Annotated in this window: 15 protein-coding genes; 11 read left to right on the top strand and 4 right to left on the bottom strand. The window is 49.9% G+C overall.

Going from position 1 to position 19,999, the window contains the following annotated elements; genetic code table 11:
* Positions 1 to 14 precede the first annotated feature (14 nt).
* On the top strand, positions 15 to 1,682 hold the full coding sequence (locus AC2204_RS13990; RefSeq protein ID WP_318926299.1) for an ExeA family protein: 1,668 nt from the start codon (positions 15 to 17) through the stop codon (positions 1,680 to 1,682).
* Positions 1,682 to 2,563 (top strand): general secretion pathway protein GspB, encoded by an 882-nt coding sequence (locus AC2204_RS13985; RefSeq protein WP_318926298.1) that lies wholly within the window; start codon positions 1,682 to 1,684, stop codon positions 2,561 to 2,563. The genes AC2204_RS13990 and AC2204_RS13985 overlap by 1 nt, the downstream gene beginning before the upstream one ends.
* A gap of 93 nt (positions 2,564 to 2,656) precedes the next feature.
* Here the strand turns inward: AC2204_RS13985 and AC2204_RS13980 are convergent, their stop codons facing one another.
* The 3 genes from AC2204_RS13980 to AC2204_RS13970 form a co-directional block, all read right to left on the bottom strand.
* Positions 2,657 to 3,274, bottom strand: coding sequence for a TIGR04211 family SH3 domain-containing protein (locus tag AC2204_RS13980; protein WP_318926297.1), 618 nt, complete (start codon positions 3,272 to 3,274; stop codon positions 2,657 to 2,659).
* Between the two features lie 114 nt (positions 3,275 to 3,388).
* Positions 3,389 to 4,657, bottom strand: coding sequence for an inorganic phosphate transporter (locus AC2204_RS13975; RefSeq protein ID WP_318926296.1), 1,269 nt, complete (start codon positions 4,655 to 4,657; stop codon positions 3,389 to 3,391).
* Between the two features lie 32 nt (positions 4,658 to 4,689).
* Positions 4,690 to 5,370, bottom strand: coding sequence for a TIGR00153 family protein (locus tag AC2204_RS13970; protein ID WP_318926295.1), 681 nt, complete (start codon positions 5,368 to 5,370; stop codon positions 4,690 to 4,692).
* 184 nt (positions 5,371 to 5,554) lie between these two features.
* Here AC2204_RS13970 and AC2204_RS13965 point away from each other — a divergent pair, with 184 nt between their 5' ends.
* The 4 genes from AC2204_RS13965 (at position 5,555) to hldE (ending at position 13,670) form a co-directional block, all read left to right on the top strand.
* On the top strand, positions 5,555 to 7,069 hold the full coding sequence (locus AC2204_RS13965) for a CYTH and CHAD domain-containing protein (protein ID WP_318926294.1): 1,515 nt from the start codon (positions 5,555 to 5,557) through the stop codon (positions 7,067 to 7,069).
* 447 nt (positions 7,070 to 7,516) lie between these two features.
* The gene (locus tag AC2204_RS13960; protein ID WP_318926293.1) at positions 7,517 to 9,118 is read left to right on the top strand and encodes a methyl-accepting chemotaxis protein; all 1,602 of its coding nucleotides are present in this window, start codon (positions 7,517 to 7,519) and stop codon (positions 9,116 to 9,118) included.
* Between the two features lie 158 nt (positions 9,119 to 9,276).
* Positions 9,277 to 12,153 (top strand): bifunctional [glutamate--ammonia ligase]-adenylyl-L-tyrosine phosphorylase/[glutamate--ammonia-ligase] adenylyltransferase, encoded by a 2,877-nt coding sequence (gene glnE / locus AC2204_RS13955; protein ID WP_318926292.1) that lies wholly within the window; start codon positions 9,277 to 9,279, stop codon positions 12,151 to 12,153.
* Between the two features lie 86 nt (positions 12,154 to 12,239).
* On the top strand, positions 12,240 to 13,670 hold the full coding sequence (gene hldE, locus AC2204_RS13950) for a bifunctional D-glycero-beta-D-manno-heptose-7-phosphate kinase/D-glycero-beta-D-manno-heptose 1-phosphate adenylyltransferase HldE (RefSeq protein WP_318926291.1): 1,431 nt from the start codon (positions 12,240 to 12,242) through the stop codon (positions 13,668 to 13,670).
* Between the two features lie 115 nt (positions 13,671 to 13,785).
* On the opposite strand, the gene tolC is transcribed toward hldE, so the two are convergent.
* Positions 13,786 to 15,069, bottom strand: coding sequence for an outer membrane channel protein TolC (gene tolC / locus AC2204_RS13945; RefSeq protein WP_318926290.1), 1,284 nt, complete (start codon positions 15,067 to 15,069; stop codon positions 13,786 to 13,788).
* A gap of 291 nt (positions 15,070 to 15,360) precedes the next feature.
* Between tolC and nudF the strand changes: the two genes are divergently transcribed.
* From nudF to parE, 5 genes are all read left to right on the top strand, one after another.
* Positions 15,361 to 16,011, top strand: coding sequence for an ADP-ribose diphosphatase (nudF, locus tag AC2204_RS13940; protein ID WP_318926289.1), 651 nt, complete (start codon positions 15,361 to 15,363; stop codon positions 16,009 to 16,011).
* Positions 16,008 to 16,436 carry a DUF1249 family protein gene (locus AC2204_RS13935; RefSeq protein WP_318926288.1) on the top strand — a complete coding sequence of 143 codons (429 nt, stop codon included), beginning with the start codon at positions 16,008 to 16,010 and terminating at the stop codon, positions 16,434 to 16,436. Before nudF ends, AC2204_RS13935 begins: the two co-directional genes overlap by 4 nt.
* A 62-nt stretch (positions 16,437 to 16,498) precedes the next feature.
* Positions 16,499 to 17,323: a 3',5'-cyclic-AMP phosphodiesterase gene (cpdA, locus tag AC2204_RS13930; protein ID WP_318926287.1), complete on the top strand. Its 825-nt coding sequence runs from the start codon at positions 16,499 to 16,501 to the stop codon at positions 17,321 to 17,323.
* On the top strand, positions 17,324 to 17,902 hold the full coding sequence (gene yqiA / locus AC2204_RS13925; RefSeq protein WP_318926286.1) for an esterase YqiA: 579 nt from the start codon (positions 17,324 to 17,326) through the stop codon (positions 17,900 to 17,902). It begins immediately after the preceding gene.
* A 181-nt stretch (positions 17,903 to 18,083) separates the two neighbouring features.
* Positions 18,084 to 19,967: a DNA topoisomerase IV subunit B gene (gene parE / locus AC2204_RS13920; protein ID WP_318926285.1), complete on the top strand. Its 1,884-nt coding sequence runs from the start codon at positions 18,084 to 18,086 to the stop codon at positions 19,965 to 19,967.
* The last annotated feature ends 32 nt before the right edge of the window (positions 19,968 to 19,999 follow it).

The following is a 19,999-nucleotide window of genomic DNA, read 5'->3' as shown; positions in this document are numbered from 1 at the left end:
CAAGAGTATAAGGTATGTACAAGGATTTTTTCGGGATAACTGAAACACCATTTTCAATTGTACCCAGCGCTCGCTTCCTCTATCTCAGTGAACGGCACAGTGAAGCATTAACGCATATGCTGGCCGGTCTGTCAGACGGCGGCGGGTTCGCTTTGTTGACCGGGGAGGTTGGCACGGGAAAAACGACCGTCCTGCGGGCATTGGTTTCTCGTCTGACTCAGGAAACACAAGTTGCGGTAATTCTTAACCCCGCCTTATCGGCACATGATTTGCTGGCGGCGATTTGTGATGAACTGGGGCTGGGTTATTCGCAAGAAGCCAGCTTTAAAGTCTTAACCGACAAGATTTATCAGCACTTATTAGCAAACCACAGCCAGGGAAAGCAAACCCTGCTGCTGGTTGATGAAGCCCAGCACCTGATGCCCGACGTGCTAGAGCAGCTACGCCTGCTGACTAATTTAGAAACCGACAGTCGTAAGCTGCTAAAGGTAGTGCTGATTGGTCAGCCTGAATTACACCAGTTATTACAGCAAGATCGCTTGCGTCAGCTGGCTCAGCGCATAACTTCCCGCTATCACCTGATCCCACTGTCCGCCGCTGAAGTGGGGGAATATGTCCGTTATCGCCTGCATGCAGTTGACTGCCTGTATCCGGTGTTTGAGCCGGCACTGATCCGCCAGATAGCCAAAGCGACTAATGGGATCCCGCGCCTGATCAACCTGGTGTGCGATAAATCAATGCAGCTGGCCTGTCAGCATGCCTCTCATCAGGTTACTAAGGCCATGGTAACCAAAGCGTGTGAAGATACACTGAACTGGCAGCTGCCGACGACTCACCAGAACGGCGGCAGTCAATATGCAGGGGGAAGTTCGGGTATCGTACGCTGGGGCGGCGCCATTGCCTTGGGGGCCGTATTATCTGCGGGGGTGCTGTATTGGCATTTTCAACAGACGGCTTCGCTTGCCCAGGAAAGCCGTGAACAGCGTTCTGTTCAGCAAGCGCCATCGGCTCTCACCACATCACCTGTTGAGGTCATACCGTCAGAGGCGCAGCCTCAGCCTGTCGCGACACAGGCTGAGAAGTTGCAACAAGCGATCAGCCAGAGTCGCTATGAGCGTCAGGCCATGCAGACCCTGTATCAGCTCTGGGGGTATGAGACGGCGATTAACCAGGCGAATTGTGCAGCCAGCCAGCGTATCCAGCTAACCTGTCATCAGGGCAAGACCCGGTTAGAGCAGCTTAATATTATTAACCGGCCAGTCATGGTGACGCTGCGTGACAATCAGCAGCAAGAGTTCTATGCCGTGATCTACGCCTTGAACCGTAAAACCGTTGAGCTGCTGTTTGGCGGAGAGCGGATTGCGGTTGAACATCGCTGGTTTGAACGGCACTGGCAGGGGGATTATACTCTGCTGTGGCGCCCGCCCTTGGGAAGCAAGACCAGCATTCGTTATGGCCAGCGCGGCCCAAGGGTTGAGTGGCTGAATCAGCAGCTCAATGTTTTTCTTGGCAATATACAAAATAAGCAGAATTATTTTGATCAATCGGTGCTGGCGAACCTGCGTCGCTTTCAGCGTTCACAAGATCTTACTGCTGATGGTATAGCAGGGCCTATGACCCTGATGGTGCTTGATTCCGCGCTGAACTTGCCGGGCCCTACGCTGCAACCGGAGAAACGTTAATGTCGAATTTGCTTAAGGCGATTGAGCGCTCAGAACAAAGCCATTCGGTTCATCATCAGGCCGCAAGCCATCATTCTGGGGCTGCTATGGTCAGCTCGCTCAGAGCCACTCGGCCTCGTCGTTTGCCAGTCTGGTTACTGCCAGTACTGATTGTCGCTTTGCCCGTGGCGGGTGCGATTGGCTATACCCGGCTGACGCCTGCAACACAAACTCAATCATCGTCGTTAGCATCGGTGATCCCGGCAGAGCGCAGTGCCGTATCGGCTGTATCACCTGCAGCTGTGCCGGACATCGCCGGAAAGATCCCTGGTGTTGAATTTCTCCCTTACCCAAATTTGGTTACCGAACCGTTAACTGTGGGGGCAATGTCATATGCGGTGACATTGAATAATACTTCTTATCAGAATGAAGCGGCCACAGATGGCCGGCGTAATGGGCGCAGTAGCAGTCTAGCGGGCGATACAGCCAGTAATAATACCGGTTCAAATAACTGGGAGCTGGATGATCTCGATCTTTCTGAGCTGTCACCGGAGTTAGCACGGCAGTTGCAATCAGCGATTGCCGCGACAGATGGTGAGCCGTTGCAAGAAGAGATGGAAACGGTCAATAACACGGCCGCAGATAATGTAAATAACGCACAGGCCGCAATCGCCATTGGTGACTTACCTGCCGCGGTGCAGAATCGAATACCAACACTCGACTTTCAAACCCATATATATTCATCAACAGCGAATAGCCGCTGGGTGAAAGTGAATGGCAGGGAAGCGTATGAAGGAGATGAGTTGGCACCCGGGGTGGTATTACGCCGTATCGAGCCCCGTCAGGTGGTGTTTGATTTTGAGTCTTACCATATTGTGATGCCTGCATTGTCTGAGTGGTAATTGGTCGGAATCGCCGAATCACTAAAAGCAGCAGAATAAAAAATGGCAGCCAGATGGCTGCCATTTTTGTCTCGTTAATCCGATAAAGTCAGATTATGTCCAACCGTTATTACGCTTGCGGCGACGCGGGATCAGGTGTGGCAGAATCAGCCCCAGCAATAAACCGACGCCAGCTACCATGCCGCCATAAGTGAACCACTTCATCAGCAAGTCGTCTTTCTGAGTATCGATCTTCGCACGTAGCTCGCGAATTTCAGCCTGAGATGACGTTAATTGATTATTGAGGTTAATGTTCTGCTCTTCCAGTTCACTGATCTGCGTATTACGTAGTTTCAGTGAGTTTTTAAGGCCGGCATTTTGCTCATCACTTGATTTAGTTGCTTCTGCAAGTGCTGCTTTGACTTTTTTCAGTTCCGCTTCCAGTGCTGGGAAACGGTCTTTCAGTCCAAGCTGAGAGGAAATGAACTTTGAATCTACCCAGCCGCTACGGCCGCGATCATCAGTGATTTGACTAAAACCGGCTTCTTTATCGGTTTTAAGTAGCGCGACTTTGGTGCCGGCATCAACACTACCCATGATACGGAATTGGGTGCCTGGGCCGCGGTGCATATAGGTGAACAGATCGTCTGAAATATAACGAACCTGCTCTGCTTTCACGGGTGCGGCCACAACAGCGAAAGCTAATAATAAAATGCTGATTAGATGCTTCACAATTTGATCCTTGAGGAGCCTGTATTCTTTAAGAGCCACAGATACTAAAAAGATTATCTCTTGGGTGCAAGAAAAAGGGAGGCAAAGCCTCCCTCTTTTGAACCTGAGCCACTTTTAACCAAAGACAGCTTGCATTACATAGAAGAAAATGACTGCAAGCAGGGCACCGGCTGGCAGCGTTACAACCCAGGATGCGACGATGTTACGTACGACACCTAAGTTTAATGCTGCAATACCACGAGCAAAAGCAACGCCGATCACACCACCCACTAGGGTTTGTGTGGTCGAGATAGGCAAACCTGTACCAGAAGCCAATACTACCGTTGATGCTGTTGCTAGCTGAGCAGCAAAGCCTCGACTCGGGGTAAGCTCTGTAATACCAGTACCGACGGTTGCCATTACTTTATGGCCCATTGTTGCCAGACCGATCACGATGCCGATGCCGCCTAATGGCAGTATCCACCATGCAATGGCACTTTTCGCGGTAATTTGACCCATATTCTGAACCGTGGATACAACCGCGGATAGTGGGCCAATCGCATTCGCTACGTCGTTAGAGCCATGAGCAAATGCCATCGCACACGCCGTCACAACCATTAGCAGGCTGAATACGCGTTCTACGCCAGCATAGCCGTTGCTATCAACAGAGCTGCCATCATCGGTATATTTCTTACTGATATAAGCATAGCCAAACATCATCACCAGTGCAGAAACCGCAATTGATGCAGCCCATGCTTCACCGCTTGATAAATGTAATCCAACGTGTTTCAAACCTTTTTTAATTGTCACCAACGCAATGACCATCGCAGTGATAAACATATAAATAGGGACAAAACGCTTGGCATTAATCAAGGGGTTATCAGTATCAAAGATCAGACGCTGGGCGCTGTTAAAAATCACATAGGCAAAAAAGCCCGAGATCAATGGCGTGATCAGCCAGCTACCGACGATACCTTGTACTGAATTCCAGTCAACAGCCTCAGTTCCGACAGACACGCACGCAAAACCGATGATCGCACCGATGATGGAGTGTGTTGTTGATACTGGCCAGCCCATATAAGAAGCGAGCAGTAGCCATGTACCGGCAGCAAGCAGTGCAGACATCATGCCGTAAACCAGAACTTCTGGTTGGGCTGTATAGAATGACATATCGATAACACCTTTACGGATGGTATCGGTGACTTCTCCACCGGCAAGGTAAGCACCTGCGAATTCGAAGACCATCGCAATGATGATTGCTTGTTTAACGGTAAGTGCTTTTGAACCTACTGAAGTACCCATAGCATTGGCAACATCATTTGCACCAATACCAATCGCCATCAAAAGACCAAAGATAGCCGCCACCATAATAAGAATGGTGCCGTAGTTAGCCAGGATTTCCATTGTAAAACCTTGTTATTGTTAAATTCTCGTGCTTATGAGCGCGATAGCATTATTTCTAGTCGCGAGCCGACACGTTGTGCCTGATCAGCGATACCGCCAATCCACTCGAGAATTTTATACAGGAACATTACATCCACCGGGTTATATTGGTCTTCGATGGACATAAGTTGTTGACGCAAAATAATCTGCATGCTGTCAGTATCATCTTCGATGACATCAAGCTGATTAATCATTTCAGCAACTAGCGTTACTTCTCTGCCTTTGAAACCTGTTTCTAGCAGTTCGTCCAGTTCATTGATCACTCGACGAGCTTGGTCAGCGGCGTCAAGGCAACGTTGGACGTATGCGACGAAATCAGGATACATGGCGACAGGGATTTGTAGCTGACGACCTAAGACTCGACCTGCGATATCTTTGGACAGATTAGCTAGTTTATCCTGTTGAGTTAGAAGCCCTAGCATGTCAGTACGATCGACTGGCATGAAAAGACCGCGAGGAAGTTTCAGACGGATCTCACGCTTCAACACATCCGCATCTTTTTCAAGCTGCGAGATCTGTTCACGTAAGTGAGATGCTTTATCCCAGTCTCCGGCATGACATGCCTCGAAGAACGGAACGAGCAAATCGCAACATTCATTTACGCGAGTAACGTGACGTTGCAGTGGTTTGATTGGGGATTTAGCAAAGAGCCCCATAATTGTATTTACTGGCATAGCCGATCAACCTAGAGAGTGCCTTAAATGGCTAATTCTTGAGCGATGGTCATTGAGGCGCGCATGTTAACGTATATGTTCGGAGAGGGGAACCTCTTTTGATCAAGGTTTTGTTGATATTTCTCACTTGCCCCCAGGCACATAAGGAAATATCCTTGGTTTGCCACTGTTTATAGGGACAACTATGGAAACCGAGATAGAACTGAAGTTTTTCGTCTCACCAGAATTTTCAGATCAGCTTCTACGCGTGATTAGCGATGCGAAAATTTTGCAGCAAAGTAGTCGAATTTTAGGTAATACCTACTTTGATACGCCAGACCAAATTCTTCGCCAGCATGATATTGGACTGCGGATCCGCCGCTTTGATGATGTTTTTGTTCAGACCTTGAAGACAGCGGGACGGGTGGTTGCAGGGTTGCACCAACGTCCGGAATATAATGCTGAAACCAATGGAACCGATCCGGATCTCTTCTTGCATCCCGCCGATGCGTGGCCTGAGAGCGTTAATGTTGCTCTCGTGCAGCAACAGCTCAGCCCTCTGTTTTCTACTGACTTTGAACGTCAGCAATGGCTGATCGCCATGCCAGATGGTAGCCAGATCGAATTGGCTTTTGATCAGGGGGAAGTGAGTACGAACGGTAAAACCGATTCTATCTGTGAAGTTGAATTAGAACTGAAATCCGGTCAAACCGACGCGTTGTTTACGCTGGCACGCGAGTTATGTGCGGAAGGGGGCATGCGGCTGGGCAATTTAAGCAAGGCTGCCCGTGGTTACCGCCTGGCCGCAGGTTATGTCGGTGACGAGGTGAAAGCGTTGCCTTTTGTCGCCGTTAACGCCCAGCAGTCGGTTGAGACAGTTTTCGTCAACACCTTAGAGCATGCGTTAGCCCATTGGCATTATCATGAACAGATTTATGTTGAGTGCCAAGATCAAGAAGCGCTGCACCAAATCAGCCAGGCATTAGCGTTAATTCGTCAGGCACTGGTGGTATTTGGTGGTTTGATCCCTCGCCGGGCGAGTGCGTTGTTGCGCCAAGAACTGCACTGGCTGGAAGGTGAGCTGGATTGGCTGGAAGAAGCGGCCTGCATTACGCAGCTATTAGCAGAGAAAGGCCAGGTGCTGAAAAAGCTGAATATGCGTAAGTCACTCCAGAAGCAGTTGCAAACACGGCTTGATGAGTTGCCCGAGGCGGACGATATCTTGCGGCTGCTGACATCGGCTCGTTACTGTGGTCTGTTACTCGATTTCAGTCGCTGGATTTTAAGCCGTGGCTGGCAGCCGTTCCTTGACGATAAAGCGCGTATCAAATTAGCGGGCAGTATTAAGCCTTTTGCTGATGCCGTGCTGTCGCGTTCATGGGATGAACTACTTGACGTTTTCCCTTCTCAGCGAACATTAAATCGGATTGATTATTTTGATCAGCAGCCGCGGTTATTTCGCAACCTGATGAGCGGCACTTGTTTTGCCGAACTGTATGATAAAGAAAAACGTGCAGCCTTCAGAATGCCGTGGTTAGACTTGTTACGCGGCATCGAGGATTTGCGTCAGTTAGAGCCGGTTCGGGCACTGGTCGAACAGTATGACGACGACGACCGTAAACAGCTTGAGAAATGGCTCAGTCGTCAAGAAGAGTCATTACTCCATGCCATGGATCAGACTCGCCAGATGGGGGTCGAACTGATCCCATACTGGCCGTAATGTTTCCGGCCCCTGCTATTTAAGCTGCCCCCATTAAAACGCCCCCTCTTCTGGGGCGTTTCTGTTTCTATCACCGTTCTCTTTCTGCTTCCCTGGATCTGAAGTGATTGAACGCACCAGAGCCGCGGGTAAATGATGATGTCGATAGCCACGAAAGAATGTAAAGATATTTATCTTGCGGCATAAACATGAAGCGGGTCGCAATTGCTCCGGCATAAAAGAGAGTACTCAGGCCACCAGGCTTATCGGATTGAATTCATGTTTGACGGCATCGATCTTTTTCATCATTAAATTTTCGTAATCCATAGCAAGGATATAGAATGGCCTAATTGTTTTGAGCTCAAAAATAATTCGTTCTAACTTCTGGTTTTGAGCCTTGAAGATCTTGTATCACTATAAATTACATAATTTTTAACGGCTGGCATGCTTACAATACGGAGATTTAAAATGGCCAAGATGGTGTTTAAACCATGGGAAAAAGGACTCACGAACATTCGTCTCGTGCCTAAGCTTATTGTGTTGATGGTGTTTAGTACCCTGCTGCTTATTGGTAAGCAGTTGTGGGATGCAAATACCTTCTACCAGTCAGTGGTACAGATCCAGCAAGACCGCACGGAAGAGCTGGCGCAAACAAATGCGGCATTACTGGGCACTTTGCTCGCCCGGGGGGAAGACGGCAAACAACTGGCTGAGCAGGCGATTAAGGCGCAGGCGACAAGCTGGCAAAAAGGTGCCTACCTTTATCTGGTCGAGCGTGACAGCGGCAAGGTATTAGGCCATCCGAATGTTCGCACAATCAGTGAACTGACCGATATTACCGCTCAGGGGATGGATTTGCCCCGTTACCTGATGCAACACACGGGCGCGGGGCCAGTCGTGCTGAATGAAGAAGAGCGCTTTGAATATGTGATTGAATTACCGGGCCGGAATTGGGTGGTTGTCGCTTCGCAATCGGCTTCTGAGGCAGAGAGCTATTACCGTGGTTTTCTGCTCCAGGTGGCATGGCAGACGGGTTTGATGATTGCGGTTTTCATCGTGATCCTTCTGGGGGGCGCGGGGATCATGCTGCGCCAGACTCATTATCTGGCTGAGAGTATTAAGTCTCTGGCAACCCGTGACTTGTCTCAGGCGATTGAAATGGATTGCCGTGATGAGTACGGTGATCTGGCCAGAGAGCTGGAAAAAACACGTCTTCAGTTACGGGATGTTATGAGTAGCCAACGCGACACGTCTTCGGAGTTGTCGGCATTGGCGGAAGTGATGTCGATCAGCATGGTAGAAACCAAAGAGTCGGCCCAAGAAGAGTTTAACGAGATTGATCAGCTGGCGTCCGCCATGAGTGAGATGACGTCAACGGTACAGACTGTTGCGGAACATGCCCGTGATGCCTCCAACACAACGGAAGGGACCTCAGCACAAGCGGCCCAGGGCCAGCAGTTTGTATCTCGGACCATTGTGACTATTAATCAGTTATCGCAGGATATCAGCCAGTCAGCCGGTGCGGTGAATCAGGTTGAAGAGCGCGTAGAGCAGATTGGCAGTGTGATTGTGACAATCCAGAGTATTTCTGAGCAAACGAACTTACTGGCACTGAATGCGGCGATTGAAGCGGCTCGTGCCGGTGATGCCGGCCGGGGGTTTGCTGTCGTTGCCGATGAAGTGCGTAACCTGGCGCAGCGTACCCAGAAAGCGACCGTTGAAATACAGGAGATGATCTCCCAGCTGCAAAACAGTGCCCAACAAGCGGTTTCGCTGATGGAGCAGAGTGTGGTGGAAGCGGCGGAAGGTGTTGATTTGGTGACCAGTGCGGGGGGGGAGCTCGATAAAATTGTTGAGCAGGTCCAGCGGATCAATGATATGAATTTCCATATCGCCTCTGCCGCCGAACAGCAAACGACGGTGGCCGATGAGATGAATCAGAACCTGACCAACGTTCGCGAGCTGGTAGAAGCATCGGTCGTGGTCGTGACAGAGCTTTCTGAAACATCAGACACCATGCAAAATCAAGCCAATCAACTGGAAAGCAAAATTCAGTCGTTCCGGATCTGATCTGGCAATATCTGACGGCTCACACATCCTGTCATTAAAGAAACAACGCCCACCTTTGGTGGGCGTTGTTGTATGGTATCTTAGTTATTAATGGAATTGGTATTATACCCAAGGTAGCTTGGGTATACGCTCGCCAGGAAATAATCAAAGGAACCGCTATGACACAACATCAAGAGCAGCCGGATCTACTTTCTGCCGCTTCAGCCAAGGCGCTGGAGAAACTTCAACACGCTCATCCTGAGCTGCTTTCCCTATGGCCGGCAGAGCGTCAGGCCGAGTTGCATAAGGTCATTGGGTTGAGTGACTTCATCTCCGGCTCGATGGTACGTGACGGGCAACTATTGCCTTGGCTGGCTGAACATGTTGATGATGCTGAGCATGGTGAACACTACCGTCATCAGTTGCAGCAGTTGCTGGCCACGGCCACGGATGAAGCGGGGCTTATGCGCCGGTTACGGGCGTTCCGCCGCCAGGAAATGGTATGGATAGGTTGGCGGGATTTCACCGCGAAAGCCACATTGGCACAAAGTCTGGCCCACCTCTCTTTGCTGGCTGAAGCATTGATCATGGAAGCGTATCAGTGGATCTATACCCAATGCTGTAAAGAGTGGGGGACACCAACCAATGCTGACGGCGAAGCACAGCCGATGCTTATTCTGGGGATGGGAAAGCTGGGCGGTGGCGAACTGAACTTTTCATCTGACATCGATTTGATTTTCACGTTTCCGGAAAACGGTGAGACTCGCGGCGGGCGACGCAGTCTCGCCAATTCACAGTTCTTTACCCGCTTAGGGCAGCGACTGATCAAAGCGCTCGATCAGCAAACTTATGATGGTTTCTGTTACCGGGTTGATATGCGTCTGCGGCCCTTTGGCGATAGCGGGCCGCTGGTGATGAGTTATGCTGCTTTGGAGGATTACTACCAGGAGCAGGGACGGGACTGGGAACGCTATGCGATGATTAAAGCGCGGGTGATGGGCCGCGAAAGCTTTACCCAGTATCAGGAACTCCATCAGATGCTGCGGCCGTTTGTTTTCCGTCGTTATATCGATTTCAGTGCCATACAGTCATTACGCCGGATGAAATCAATGATCAGCAGCGAAGTCCGTCGTCGCGGCCTGCAAAATAATATTAAGCTGGGTGCCGGCGGGATCCGCGAAGTTGAATTTATTGCTCAGACCTTTCAGTTAATACGCGGTGGCCGCGAGCCGAGCCTGCGCAGCAGGGGGCTACTGGAAACATTATCGGCAATTAAACAGTTAGCACTGTTACCCGCCGAGCAAGTGAGCGATTTAGAACAGGGCTACTGCTTTTTGCGTAAGCTGGAAAATTTGCTGCAAGCTATTGATGACAAGCAAACTCAAACCTTACCGGATAAGCCTCTGGATCAGATGCGCTTGGCGTGTGCAATGGGCTATGAAGATTGGCAGGGCTTACACGCGGCGACTCAGCAGCATATGGTTGCCGTACACCAGGTGTTTGATCACATTATTGGTACTGATGATGATGACAGCCAATGTTCTGCTGAGTCGCAATACCATGAATTGTGGGCAATGGCGAAAAATGAAGAAGTACTGCTTAATATTCTGGCGGAGCTGAATGCGCCGGACCAGGCCGGTCAAGCCAGTACTTTGCTGGGAATGAAAGCTGAGCTGGCAAAGCGTACGCTAGGGCCTCGCGGCAGGGAAGTTCTGGCCAAACTGATGCCGGAGGTACTGGCGCGGATCGTATTGCGTCCGGATGCGGCACCGGTGCTAGCGCGAGTGATCAAGTTAATTGTGCGTGTGGCGACCCGTACCACATATCTCGAATTACTGAGTGAGCACCCCGCTGCATTAAACCAGCTGGTGCGTCTGTGTGCCGCCAGTCCGATGGTCGCCAACCAATTGACACAATATCCGATTCTGCTTGATGAGTTGCTTGATCCGCAACATCTCTATAATCCAACGCCGTTGAACCAGTACGGCGAGGAGCTTCGCGAATATCTTGCGCGGATCCCCGAAGAAGACATGGAGCAGCAGATGGAAGCGATCCGTCAGTTTAAGCAGGCGCAGTTGCTGCGGATTGCGGCGGCAGATATTGCAGGTGCTCTGCCTTTGATGAAAGTCAGCGACCATCTAACCTACTTGTCTGAAGCGATTATTGCCGCAGTGGTGAATCAGGCCTGGCTGCAAATAGCTGAAAAATACGGTGAACCTAGCCACCTGACAGATCGTGACGGCAAAGGCTTTGGCGTGATTGGTTATGGTAAGGTCGGTGGCTGGGAGCTCGGGTACGGCTCTGATCTTGACTTGGTCTTTTTGCACGACTGCCCGGCTGATGTTAATACCACGGGGAAAAAAGAGATTGATGGTCGTCAGTTTTATCTGAGGCTGGCACAACGTATTGTTCATCTGTTCTCAACCCGCACTTCATCCGGCGTATTGTATGACGTTGATGTTCGTCTGCGCCCGTCAGGTGCATCCGGACTGCTGGTCAGCACCATGGAAGCGTTTGCTGAATATCAGCACAAAGAAGCCTGGACCTGGGAGCATCAGGCCATCGTACGGGCTCGCATGGTGTATGGTGACGCGCCTTTGCAGCAGGCATTTGCTGATGTCCGCCGGCAGATCCTGACGCAATGCCGGGAGCCGCACCAGCTGCAGCATGATGTGGTGGCGATGCGCCACAAAATGCGAGAGCATATGGGGAGCAAAAAAGCGGGCATGTTTGGTCTGAAGCAGGACCAAGGCGGAATTACCGATATCGAATTTATTGCTCAGTACCTGGTTTTGCAACATGCAAGCCAGCAGCCGGCGTTAACCCGCTGGTCTGACAATGTGCGTATTTTCGATACCATGGCTGAATATGAGATCCTGAGCCTGTCTCAGGCTACTGCGCTGAAGCAGGCCTATTGCAGTATGCGAGACGAAGTTCATCGCCTCAATTTACTGGGCTTACCTGCCTACGTGGATGAACAGCAATTTGGCACAGAGCGAGAGGTTGTCAAACAGATCTGGCAGCAGTACCTGGAGCCGGCGGAACAGGCTGAATAATGAATCAGGTCAAAGCCATCATGAGGTGGTTTGGGTATATACCTTTATGTTAGTATCTGGCTGTTTTTACTATCCCGGAGATAAAAATGAAACTGACTCTTCCAGACTATGATCAAGCTGATGTGCTGGTTGTTGGTGATGTCATGCTAGACCGTTATTGGTATGGGCCAACCGCACGCATTTCGCCGGAAGCGCCGGTACCGATTGTAAAGGTTGATCAGGTTGAAGAACGTCCTGGTGGAGCGGCTAATGTGGCGATGAATATTGCTGCGTTGGGGGGCCATGCGCGTTTAGTCGGGTTGACCGGGATTGATGAAGCGGCTAAAGCCTTAACAGAAAAGCTCTCTTCGCTGGATGTGCGCTGTGACTTTGTGTCACTGGCTGAATATCCTACGATCACCAAACTACGGGTGATGAGTCGTGGGCAGCAGTTAATTCGACTTGATTTTGAAGAAGGCTTCCACGATGTGGATGCCGAACAGATACTACCGCGCCTGGAACAGTCGCTGCCCCATGTGAAAGTGGTCATTTTATCGGATTATGCCAAAGGTGCCCTTGAACATATCCGTAGTATGATTGAACTTGCCCATGAGGCGGGGGTACCGGTACTTATCGATCCTAAAGGTGCTGATTTTGAGCGCTACCGCGGTGCGACCCTGCTGACACCAAATCTTTCCGAGTTCGAAACCGTGGCCGGTAAGGTGCGTAGCGAAGAAGAGTTAGTCGAAAAAGGCCTGGCCTTGATTGACCGGTTTGATCTCGATGCGCTGCTGGTAACGCGTAGTGAGCATGGTATGACGTTGCTGCAAAAAGGTCAGGAGCCCCTGCATATGCCTACTCAGGCTCAGGAAGTTTATGATGTGACAGGGGCTGGCGATACGGTGATCTCCGTATTAGCGGCATCACTGGCGGCGGGTAAATCGCTGTCTGATGCGTGTAAGCTGGCTAACGCCGCAGCAGGTGTTGTGGTGGCTAAGCTGGGTACCTCAACCCTTTCGACGATTGAATTGACTGATGCGATCTATGGCTGTCAGGATACGGGGTTCGGTGTGATGGCCGAACAGCAGCTGCAATTGGCTGTGGAGGCGGCAAAACGGCGCGGTGAGAAAGTGGTGATGACCAATGGTTGCTTCGATATTCTGCATGCCGGCCATGTGGCTTATTTAAATGAGGCCGCAAAATTGGGCGATCGTCTGATTGTTGCTGTAAATTCAGATGCATCGGTGCGGGCATTGAAAGGCCCGGGCCGTCCGGTCAACCCGGAAGATCGCCGGATGGCAGTGTTAGCCGGATTGGGGGCTGTTGATTGGGTTGTTTCCTTTACCGAAGAAACGCCGCAACGCTTAATTAGCGAAATTCTGCCCACGCTGCTGGTAAAAGGTGGCGATTACAAACCGGAAGAAATTGCTGGCGGTAAAGAAGTGATTGCCGCTGGTGGAGAGGTGCGGGTGCTGAATTTTGAAGATGGTTGTTCCACCACCGAAATTATTGAATCTATCCGCGGTGGACGTGGGTAAGCACTTTTCCAAGTAGTGTCATAAAAAAGTCTCATAAAAAAGCGCCAGAAAATGGCGCTTTTTTTATACGTCCTACCTGACGTCGTATTCATTATTGAATACGACGGTCAGCGTATTATTTACTGTTCATCAAGCCGACATTGATATCGATGATGTCTTGCTCATTGAGCGAACCAACGGCCTGTTTAAGCTGGATCTGATTCAAGATGTAATCATAGCGGGCATTAGCCAGCTGGCGGTTAGCATCGTAAAGGCGACGGGTGGAATCTAATACGTCAACAATCGTACGTGTCCCGACATCAAATCCGGCTTCTGTTGCTTCCAGTGCGGACTGGGCAGAAATCACGGATTGCTGATAAGCACGCACAGAACCGATAGATGCATTGATATTGTTATAGAACGCACGGACATCTTTTACGACGCTACGGTATGATCCTTCCAGATTTTCACTGGCCGAAATGTAGTTGAACTGCGCTTGTTTCACTTCTGAGGTTGTTCTGCCACCGGTATAAACAGGCAGGTTCAGATTGATACCCGCGGTGATAGTACCATCATCATTGAACTGGTTTAACTCGTTGTAGCTGTAGCCGGCATCAAACGACAGGGTCGGCAGATGGCCGGATTCCGCCAGTGAAATACTATCACGCGCAATATCTTGTGAAATGCGCGCGGTTAACAGCGTCAGGTTTTCGTTCTCGGCATCTTTGACCAGATCCAGCACGCCGGTTTGCGGGGCACTGGTGGAGAAACGTGCGGTATCCAGGATGTTGATCTCTTTATGTTCCTGGCCGGTTATTTCACGTAGTTCTTCATAGCTGTTAGTCAGCGCATTTTCTTTGATGATTTCATCGGCTAGCACATTGTCGTATTGCGCCTGAGCATCATGCACGTCGGTGATCGCAGATAAACCGACTTCAAAGCGTTGTTTGGTTTGTTCCAACTGGCGGCCAACAGCCGCTTTTTCTGCGCGGATAAACTCCAGATCATCCATCCGTTTAAGGACATCAAAGTAGGAGCTTACAACACGCAGAATCAAATTTTGTTGCGATGCTGCATAGGTTGAATCGCTCTGGCGAGCAACCTTTTCGGCGATGTCTAAGTTAATCCAGCTAGAACGGTTATAGATAGATTGACTCAGGCTCAGACCGCCGTTAATCCCCTCATCATCGCCATCCAGACTGGTTACGTTATAGCCTGCAGTTAAGTTAATCTGTGGCAGTAGTGAGCTACGAGATGAGTTAATTGCCTCAAAGGCTGCATCTTTATCTGCGGCAGCTCTTAACAGCTGAGGGTCGTTTTGTTTTGCTTGTTGGTAGATATCAGCGAGATCATCAGCCAGAGCTGTCTGGCTTAAAGCGCCAAGCGCAACGCTGATAATGAGCGGAAGCAATTTTTTCATGGATGCCTTTCCTGATCCTGATAATAAAAATGGTCGCAGATAATGAGTGTACCTTAAGATACCTTGCTTGAAACTGATCACACGTAGTTTTATGCATTATTTAGCTTAATAATTAATCATATGTAATTGTAACCTCTATATTACGTTGCTTATTTGAGCACATCTTGATGGTAATTCACCCTGTAATTGGTACGGACTTAAAAGAAATTATAATTTTTATCAAAAAAGTTGAATTTGATCATTGCTGCAGACCCTTTTGAATGGAAAAATACGGCTAAATGGAGATCACGCATGAGTAAGAAGATGCCTGCGGGCCTTGATGGTATTGTGTATGGCAAGGAAGATGTCGATGTTTTGTCGACTGAAATGTTATATCAAGGCTTTTTTAGGATGGTAAAGTACCGCTTCCGTCACCGGCTATTTGCCGGCGGCTGGAGCAAGACGCTGGATCGTGAAATGTTTGAACGCGGACATGCAGCGGCTTTGCTTCCCTATGATCCCATCTTGGATAAAGTGGTACTGGTTGAGCAGTTCAGGGTTGGTGCGATGGCGGCAGATTGCACTCCCTGGCAGCTGGAAATTGTGGCTGGTATTATTGAACCTGACGAATCAGCCCAGGACGTGGTGTGTCGTGAAGCGGTCGAAGAGGCAGGCCTGACGGTGACGGATTTAGATAAAGTCACCCGTTACCTCTCCAGTTCCGGTGGTTGTTCTGAGGTGCTGGATGTGTTTGTTGGTTGTATTGATAGTACCGGGGCACAGGGCATTCATGGTCTCGAAGAAGAAGGCGAAGATATTCGGGTGCATGTTGTGACACGTCAACAGGCGTACCAGTGGGTCGAATCGGGTAAAATAGAGAATGCGGCTTCGATCATTGCGCTACAATGGTTGCAGTTAAACTATTCTCGATTACAAACTCAGTGGTCTAAGGACACCGATTGAATAAAAGATACACCGTTGATCTTGCTGGTCTCATGCGATTATATGAAACCAACTATGCGAAGTTGCTTCCATTACTGCCAAAAAATGATGCGGTAGGAGATGAGTGCGTATATCAGGTTTTTGAGCATGAATATAGACTGAAAATTATTGAGTCAACCCGTTATACAACGGTGGTAAGTTTATGGCAGCACAACACTGGTGATGTAGCAGAATACTTAATCCCCCAACTCACTGTGCGGTTGTACCACGATGCCAGAGTGGCAGAAGTGTGTCGCGCCCAGCAGATTTCGAGACTTAAGCCAAGGTATGATTATCCGAATTTGCGGATGTACCAAAAAGATGAGAAGCATCAGGTCAATCGCTTTTTGGGGGATTGGTTGGCATATTGCCTGAAAAATGGGATCAGTAAACAGTCGGTTTGTTAAACCGCGACAGAAGTATGCTGAGCTAATTAGATTTGAATTAAACAGACAAGGTTTTTAACGTTTTGCAGACGTACTCGCTGCCACAAACGAACCCGGATAGTGTGGCTCTACTCCAGATCACCGACACCCATCTATTTGCTGATGAAGCAGGTAGCTTGTTGGGAGTGGTGACTAAAGATAGTTTTGATGCAGTATTGGATGCTGTAGACGCGGCTGCACGCCCGTTTGATGCGATTGTGGCAACCGGGGACATTTCACAAGACCACAGTCAAGTTTCTTATCAGCATTTTGCTGGCGGTATTGCACGATGGTCACAGCCGTGCTTCTGGTTACCGGGTAATCATGATTTTCAGCCCAGCATGCAGTCAGTGCTGCCATCGGCGCAAATCAAGTCATGCGAGCAAGTGCTGGCAGGTGATTACTGGCAGGTGATTTTGCTTGATAGCCAAGTGCCAGGCGTTCCCCACGGCGAGTTGAGCGAAGCGCAGATTATGATGCTGGATCAGGCTCTGGCAGCGTATCCTGAGCGCCATGCGTTGGTATTATTGCATCACCATCCATTGGATGCTGGCAGTACCTGGCTGGATCAGCATCAGCTGCATAATAGTGATGCCTTCTGGCAGGTGATTGGCAAATATCCTAAGGTCAGTACCATACTGTGTGGCCATATTCATCAGGAATTAGATCTGACTTATCGCGGGGTTCGGGTGCTCGCCACGCCATCGACGTGCATCCAGTTTCTGCCTGATTCCAGTGATTTTGCCCTGGATAAAATCACCCCGGGTTGGCGTCACCTTGAATTAACCCGTGACGGACAGTTACATACTGCGGTATCGCGTTTGCAGGGCAGTGGCTTTACTCCCGACTTTGAGGCAGTAGGTTATTAAATGAAGCCTCTGCTACTTTATATTCATGGGTTTAACAGTTCACCGCAGTCACTGAAAGCCAGAGTGATGGCCGATTACTGCCAGCAACATCGGCCTGACATTTGCGTCGTGATCCCGCAACTGCCGTGCTATCCGGCCCAAGCAGCAATGTTCATTGACGAATTAGTGAGTGAGCTGAAACAAGAATACAAAATTGGGCTGGTGGGCAGTTCGCTGGGGGGGTATTTCTCAACGTGGCTGAGTAGCCGTTATCAATTCCCCGCCGTTTTGGTGAATCCTGCAGTGAAGCCTTATGAGCTGCTGGTTGACTACCTAGGAGAGCAAGCCAACCCTTATACTCATGAGAAATACTGGCTTGAGCCTCATCATATGGATGAATTAAAAGCCATGGATGTTCAGCAAATCCCTCATCCTGAGTTACTCTGGTTATTACAGCAAATGGGCGATGAAGTGCTGGACTATCGCCAGGCTGTGACAAAATATGCCGCCTGTAAACAGACGTTGGAGCCTGATGGCGACCATAGTTTTGTTGATTTTGACCGCTTTCCTGCCGACATTATTCAATTCCTTGGGTTGTGATCAGACCCCATAGGTGTAACCTGCTACTTATTTAAGGTTATAACCGGACATTTAGGGCATAACCCGGCTATTAAGGCTATAACCTACTCACAATTGTGGGTAATACCGTAGACCTCAGCTTGACAACCGGGCTGGGGTTACTGACTATTGTTGCAAAAATTTCAAGTAACCTATCCGTGATATGACAGATAAAAGCTATAACGCCGGAGCCATTGAGGTTCTGAATGGCCTTGAGCCAGTACAACGCCGTCCCGGCATGTATACCGATACGGTACGACCAAATCATCTGGGTCAGGAAGTCATTGATAACAGTGTCGATGAGGCACTGGCTGGCCACGCCCGTAAAGTCGAAGTTATCCTTCATGCTGATCAGTCGTTGGAAGTGATCGATGATGGCCGCGGTATGCCCGTAGATATTCACCCTGTCGAAGGTGTATCCGGGGTCGAGCTTATCTTATGTAAACTCCATGCCGGCGGTAAATTTTCGGGTGACAGTTATCAGTTTTCTGGTGGCTTGCACGGGGTGGGGATCTCAGTGGTTAATGCCCTGTCTACTCGCGTTGAAGTGTCAGTAAAGCGTGACGGACAGATTTATGAAATCGCTTTTGAACATGGCGATAAAGTCTCCGAGCTGGAAGTGGTCGGTACCTGTGGCCGTCGTGCCAAAGGAACCCGCGTTCACTTCTGGCCGGATTCTAAATACTTCGACAGTGCTAAATTTTCTGTTACCCGGTTGAAAAGTGTTCTTAAGGCGAAGGCGGTACTTTGCCCGGGACTTGAGATTGTCTTTACCGATAAAGTGAACAGCGAAACCATTCGCTGGTGTTACGAAGACGGCCTGAAAGATTATCTGGCCGAAGGGGTTAAAGGTTATACCTTGCTGCCGGAAGAGCCGTTTACCGGTGCCTTCTCTGGCCAGACAGAAGCCGCGGACTGGGCACTGCTCTGGCTGCCGGAGGGTGGCGAACTCATTACCGAGAGTTATGTTAACCTCATTCCGACCGCTCAGGGCGGTACCCATGTTAATGGCCTGCGTCAGGGCTTGCTCGATGCGATGCGTGAGTTCTGTGAATTCCGTAACTTGCTGCCGCGTGGCGTGAAGCTGACGGCTGATGATATCTGGGATCGTTGTGCGTACGTACTGTCAGTGAAAATGCAGGATCCGCAATTTGCGGGTCAGACCAAAGAGCGCCTGTCGTCCCGCCAGTGTGCCGCTTTCGTCTCTGGTGTCATTAAAGATGCTTTCAGCCTGTGGCTGAATGAACGGCCGCAACTTGCCGAACAGCTGGCGGAAGTGTGTATTGCCAATGCGCATCGCCGAATGCGTGCCAGTAAGAAGGTGGTACGTAAAAAAATCGCCTCCGGCCCGGCACTGCCAGGTAAGTTAGCGGACTGTTCGCAGCAGGATCTTAACCGGACTGAGCTTTTCTTAGTCGAAGGTGACTCGGCGGGCGGTTCCGCCAAACAGGCGCGGGATCGGATGTTCCAGGCCATTATGCCGCTGCGCGGTAAGATCCTGAATACCTGGGAGGTGTCTGCCGATCAGGTACTGGCATCACAAGAAGTCCATGATATTTCAGTGGCGCTGGGCATTGATCCGGATAGTGATGATCTGAGTGGCTTACGTTACGGTAAAATCTGCGTCCTTGCCGATGCGGACTCCGATGGTCTGCATATTGCCACCTTGCTGTGCGCATTATTTATGAAACACTTCCAGTCCTTGGTTCGTGCAGGCCACGTCTATATTGCCATGCCTCCGCTGTATCGTATCGATTTAGCCAAAGAAGTGTACTACGCGCTTGATGAAGCGGAAAAAAATGGCATCTTAGAGCGACTCAGCAGCAAACGTGGCAAAGTGAACGTCCAGCGATTTAAAGGTCTGGGCGAGATGAACCCGTTGCAGCTGCGTGAAACCACGATGGATCCCAATACGCGCCGTCTGGTTCAGCTGACCATTGATGATGATCAGCAGACCAATGAAATGATGGACATGTTACTCGGTAAGAAACGCGCCGAAGATCGCCGTCACTGGTTGCAAGATAAAGGCGATATGGCTGAAGTCTGATGCAATTAGGCGAGGTGCGAATTACGTATCTG

It is taken from the genome of Photobacterium sp. (assembly GCF_057456235.1).
The sequence above is the reverse complement of the archived record's forward strand: the minus strand, read 5'-3'. Positions and strand labels throughout refer to the sequence as shown.

Excerpts from the sequence above, each read along its gene's own strand:
- glnE (WP_318926292.1), top strand. The coding sequence starts at position 9,277 with ATGACACAACATCAAGAGCAGCCGGATCTACTTTCTGCCGCTTCAGCC.
- AC2204_RS13975 (WP_318926296.1), bottom strand. The coding sequence starts at position 4,657 with ATGGAAATCCTGGCTAACTACGGCACCATTCTTATTATGGTGGCGGCT.
- nudF (WP_318926289.1), top strand. The coding sequence starts at position 15,361 with ATGAGTAAGAAGATGCCTGCGGGCCTTGATGGTATTGTGTATGGCAAG.
- tolC (WP_318926290.1), bottom strand. The coding sequence starts at position 15,069 with ATGAAAAAATTGCTTCCGCTCATTATCAGCGTTGCGCTTGGCGCTTTA.
- AC2204_RS13960 (WP_318926293.1), top strand. The coding sequence starts at position 7,517 with ATGGCCAAGATGGTGTTTAAACCATGGGAAAAAGGACTCACGAACATT.
- yqiA (WP_318926286.1), top strand. The coding sequence starts at position 17,324 with ATGAAGCCTCTGCTACTTTATATTCATGGGTTTAACAGTTCACCGCAG.
- hldE (WP_318926291.1), top strand. The coding sequence starts at position 12,240 with ATGAAACTGACTCTTCCAGACTATGATCAAGCTGATGTGCTGGTTGTT.
- AC2204_RS13985 (WP_318926298.1), top strand. The coding sequence starts at position 1,682 with ATGTCGAATTTGCTTAAGGCGATTGAGCGCTCAGAACAAAGCCATTCG.
- AC2204_RS13965 (WP_318926294.1), top strand. The coding sequence starts at position 5,555 with ATGGAAACCGAGATAGAACTGAAGTTTTTCGTCTCACCAGAATTTTCA.
- AC2204_RS13970 (WP_318926295.1), bottom strand. The coding sequence starts at position 5,370 with ATGCCAGTAAATACAATTATGGGGCTCTTTGCTAAATCCCCAATCAAA.
- parE (WP_318926285.1), top strand. The coding sequence starts at position 18,084 with ATGACAGATAAAAGCTATAACGCCGGAGCCATTGAGGTTCTGAATGGC.
- AC2204_RS13990 (WP_318926299.1), top strand. The coding sequence starts at position 15 with ATGTACAAGGATTTTTTCGGGATAACTGAAACACCATTTTCAATTGTA.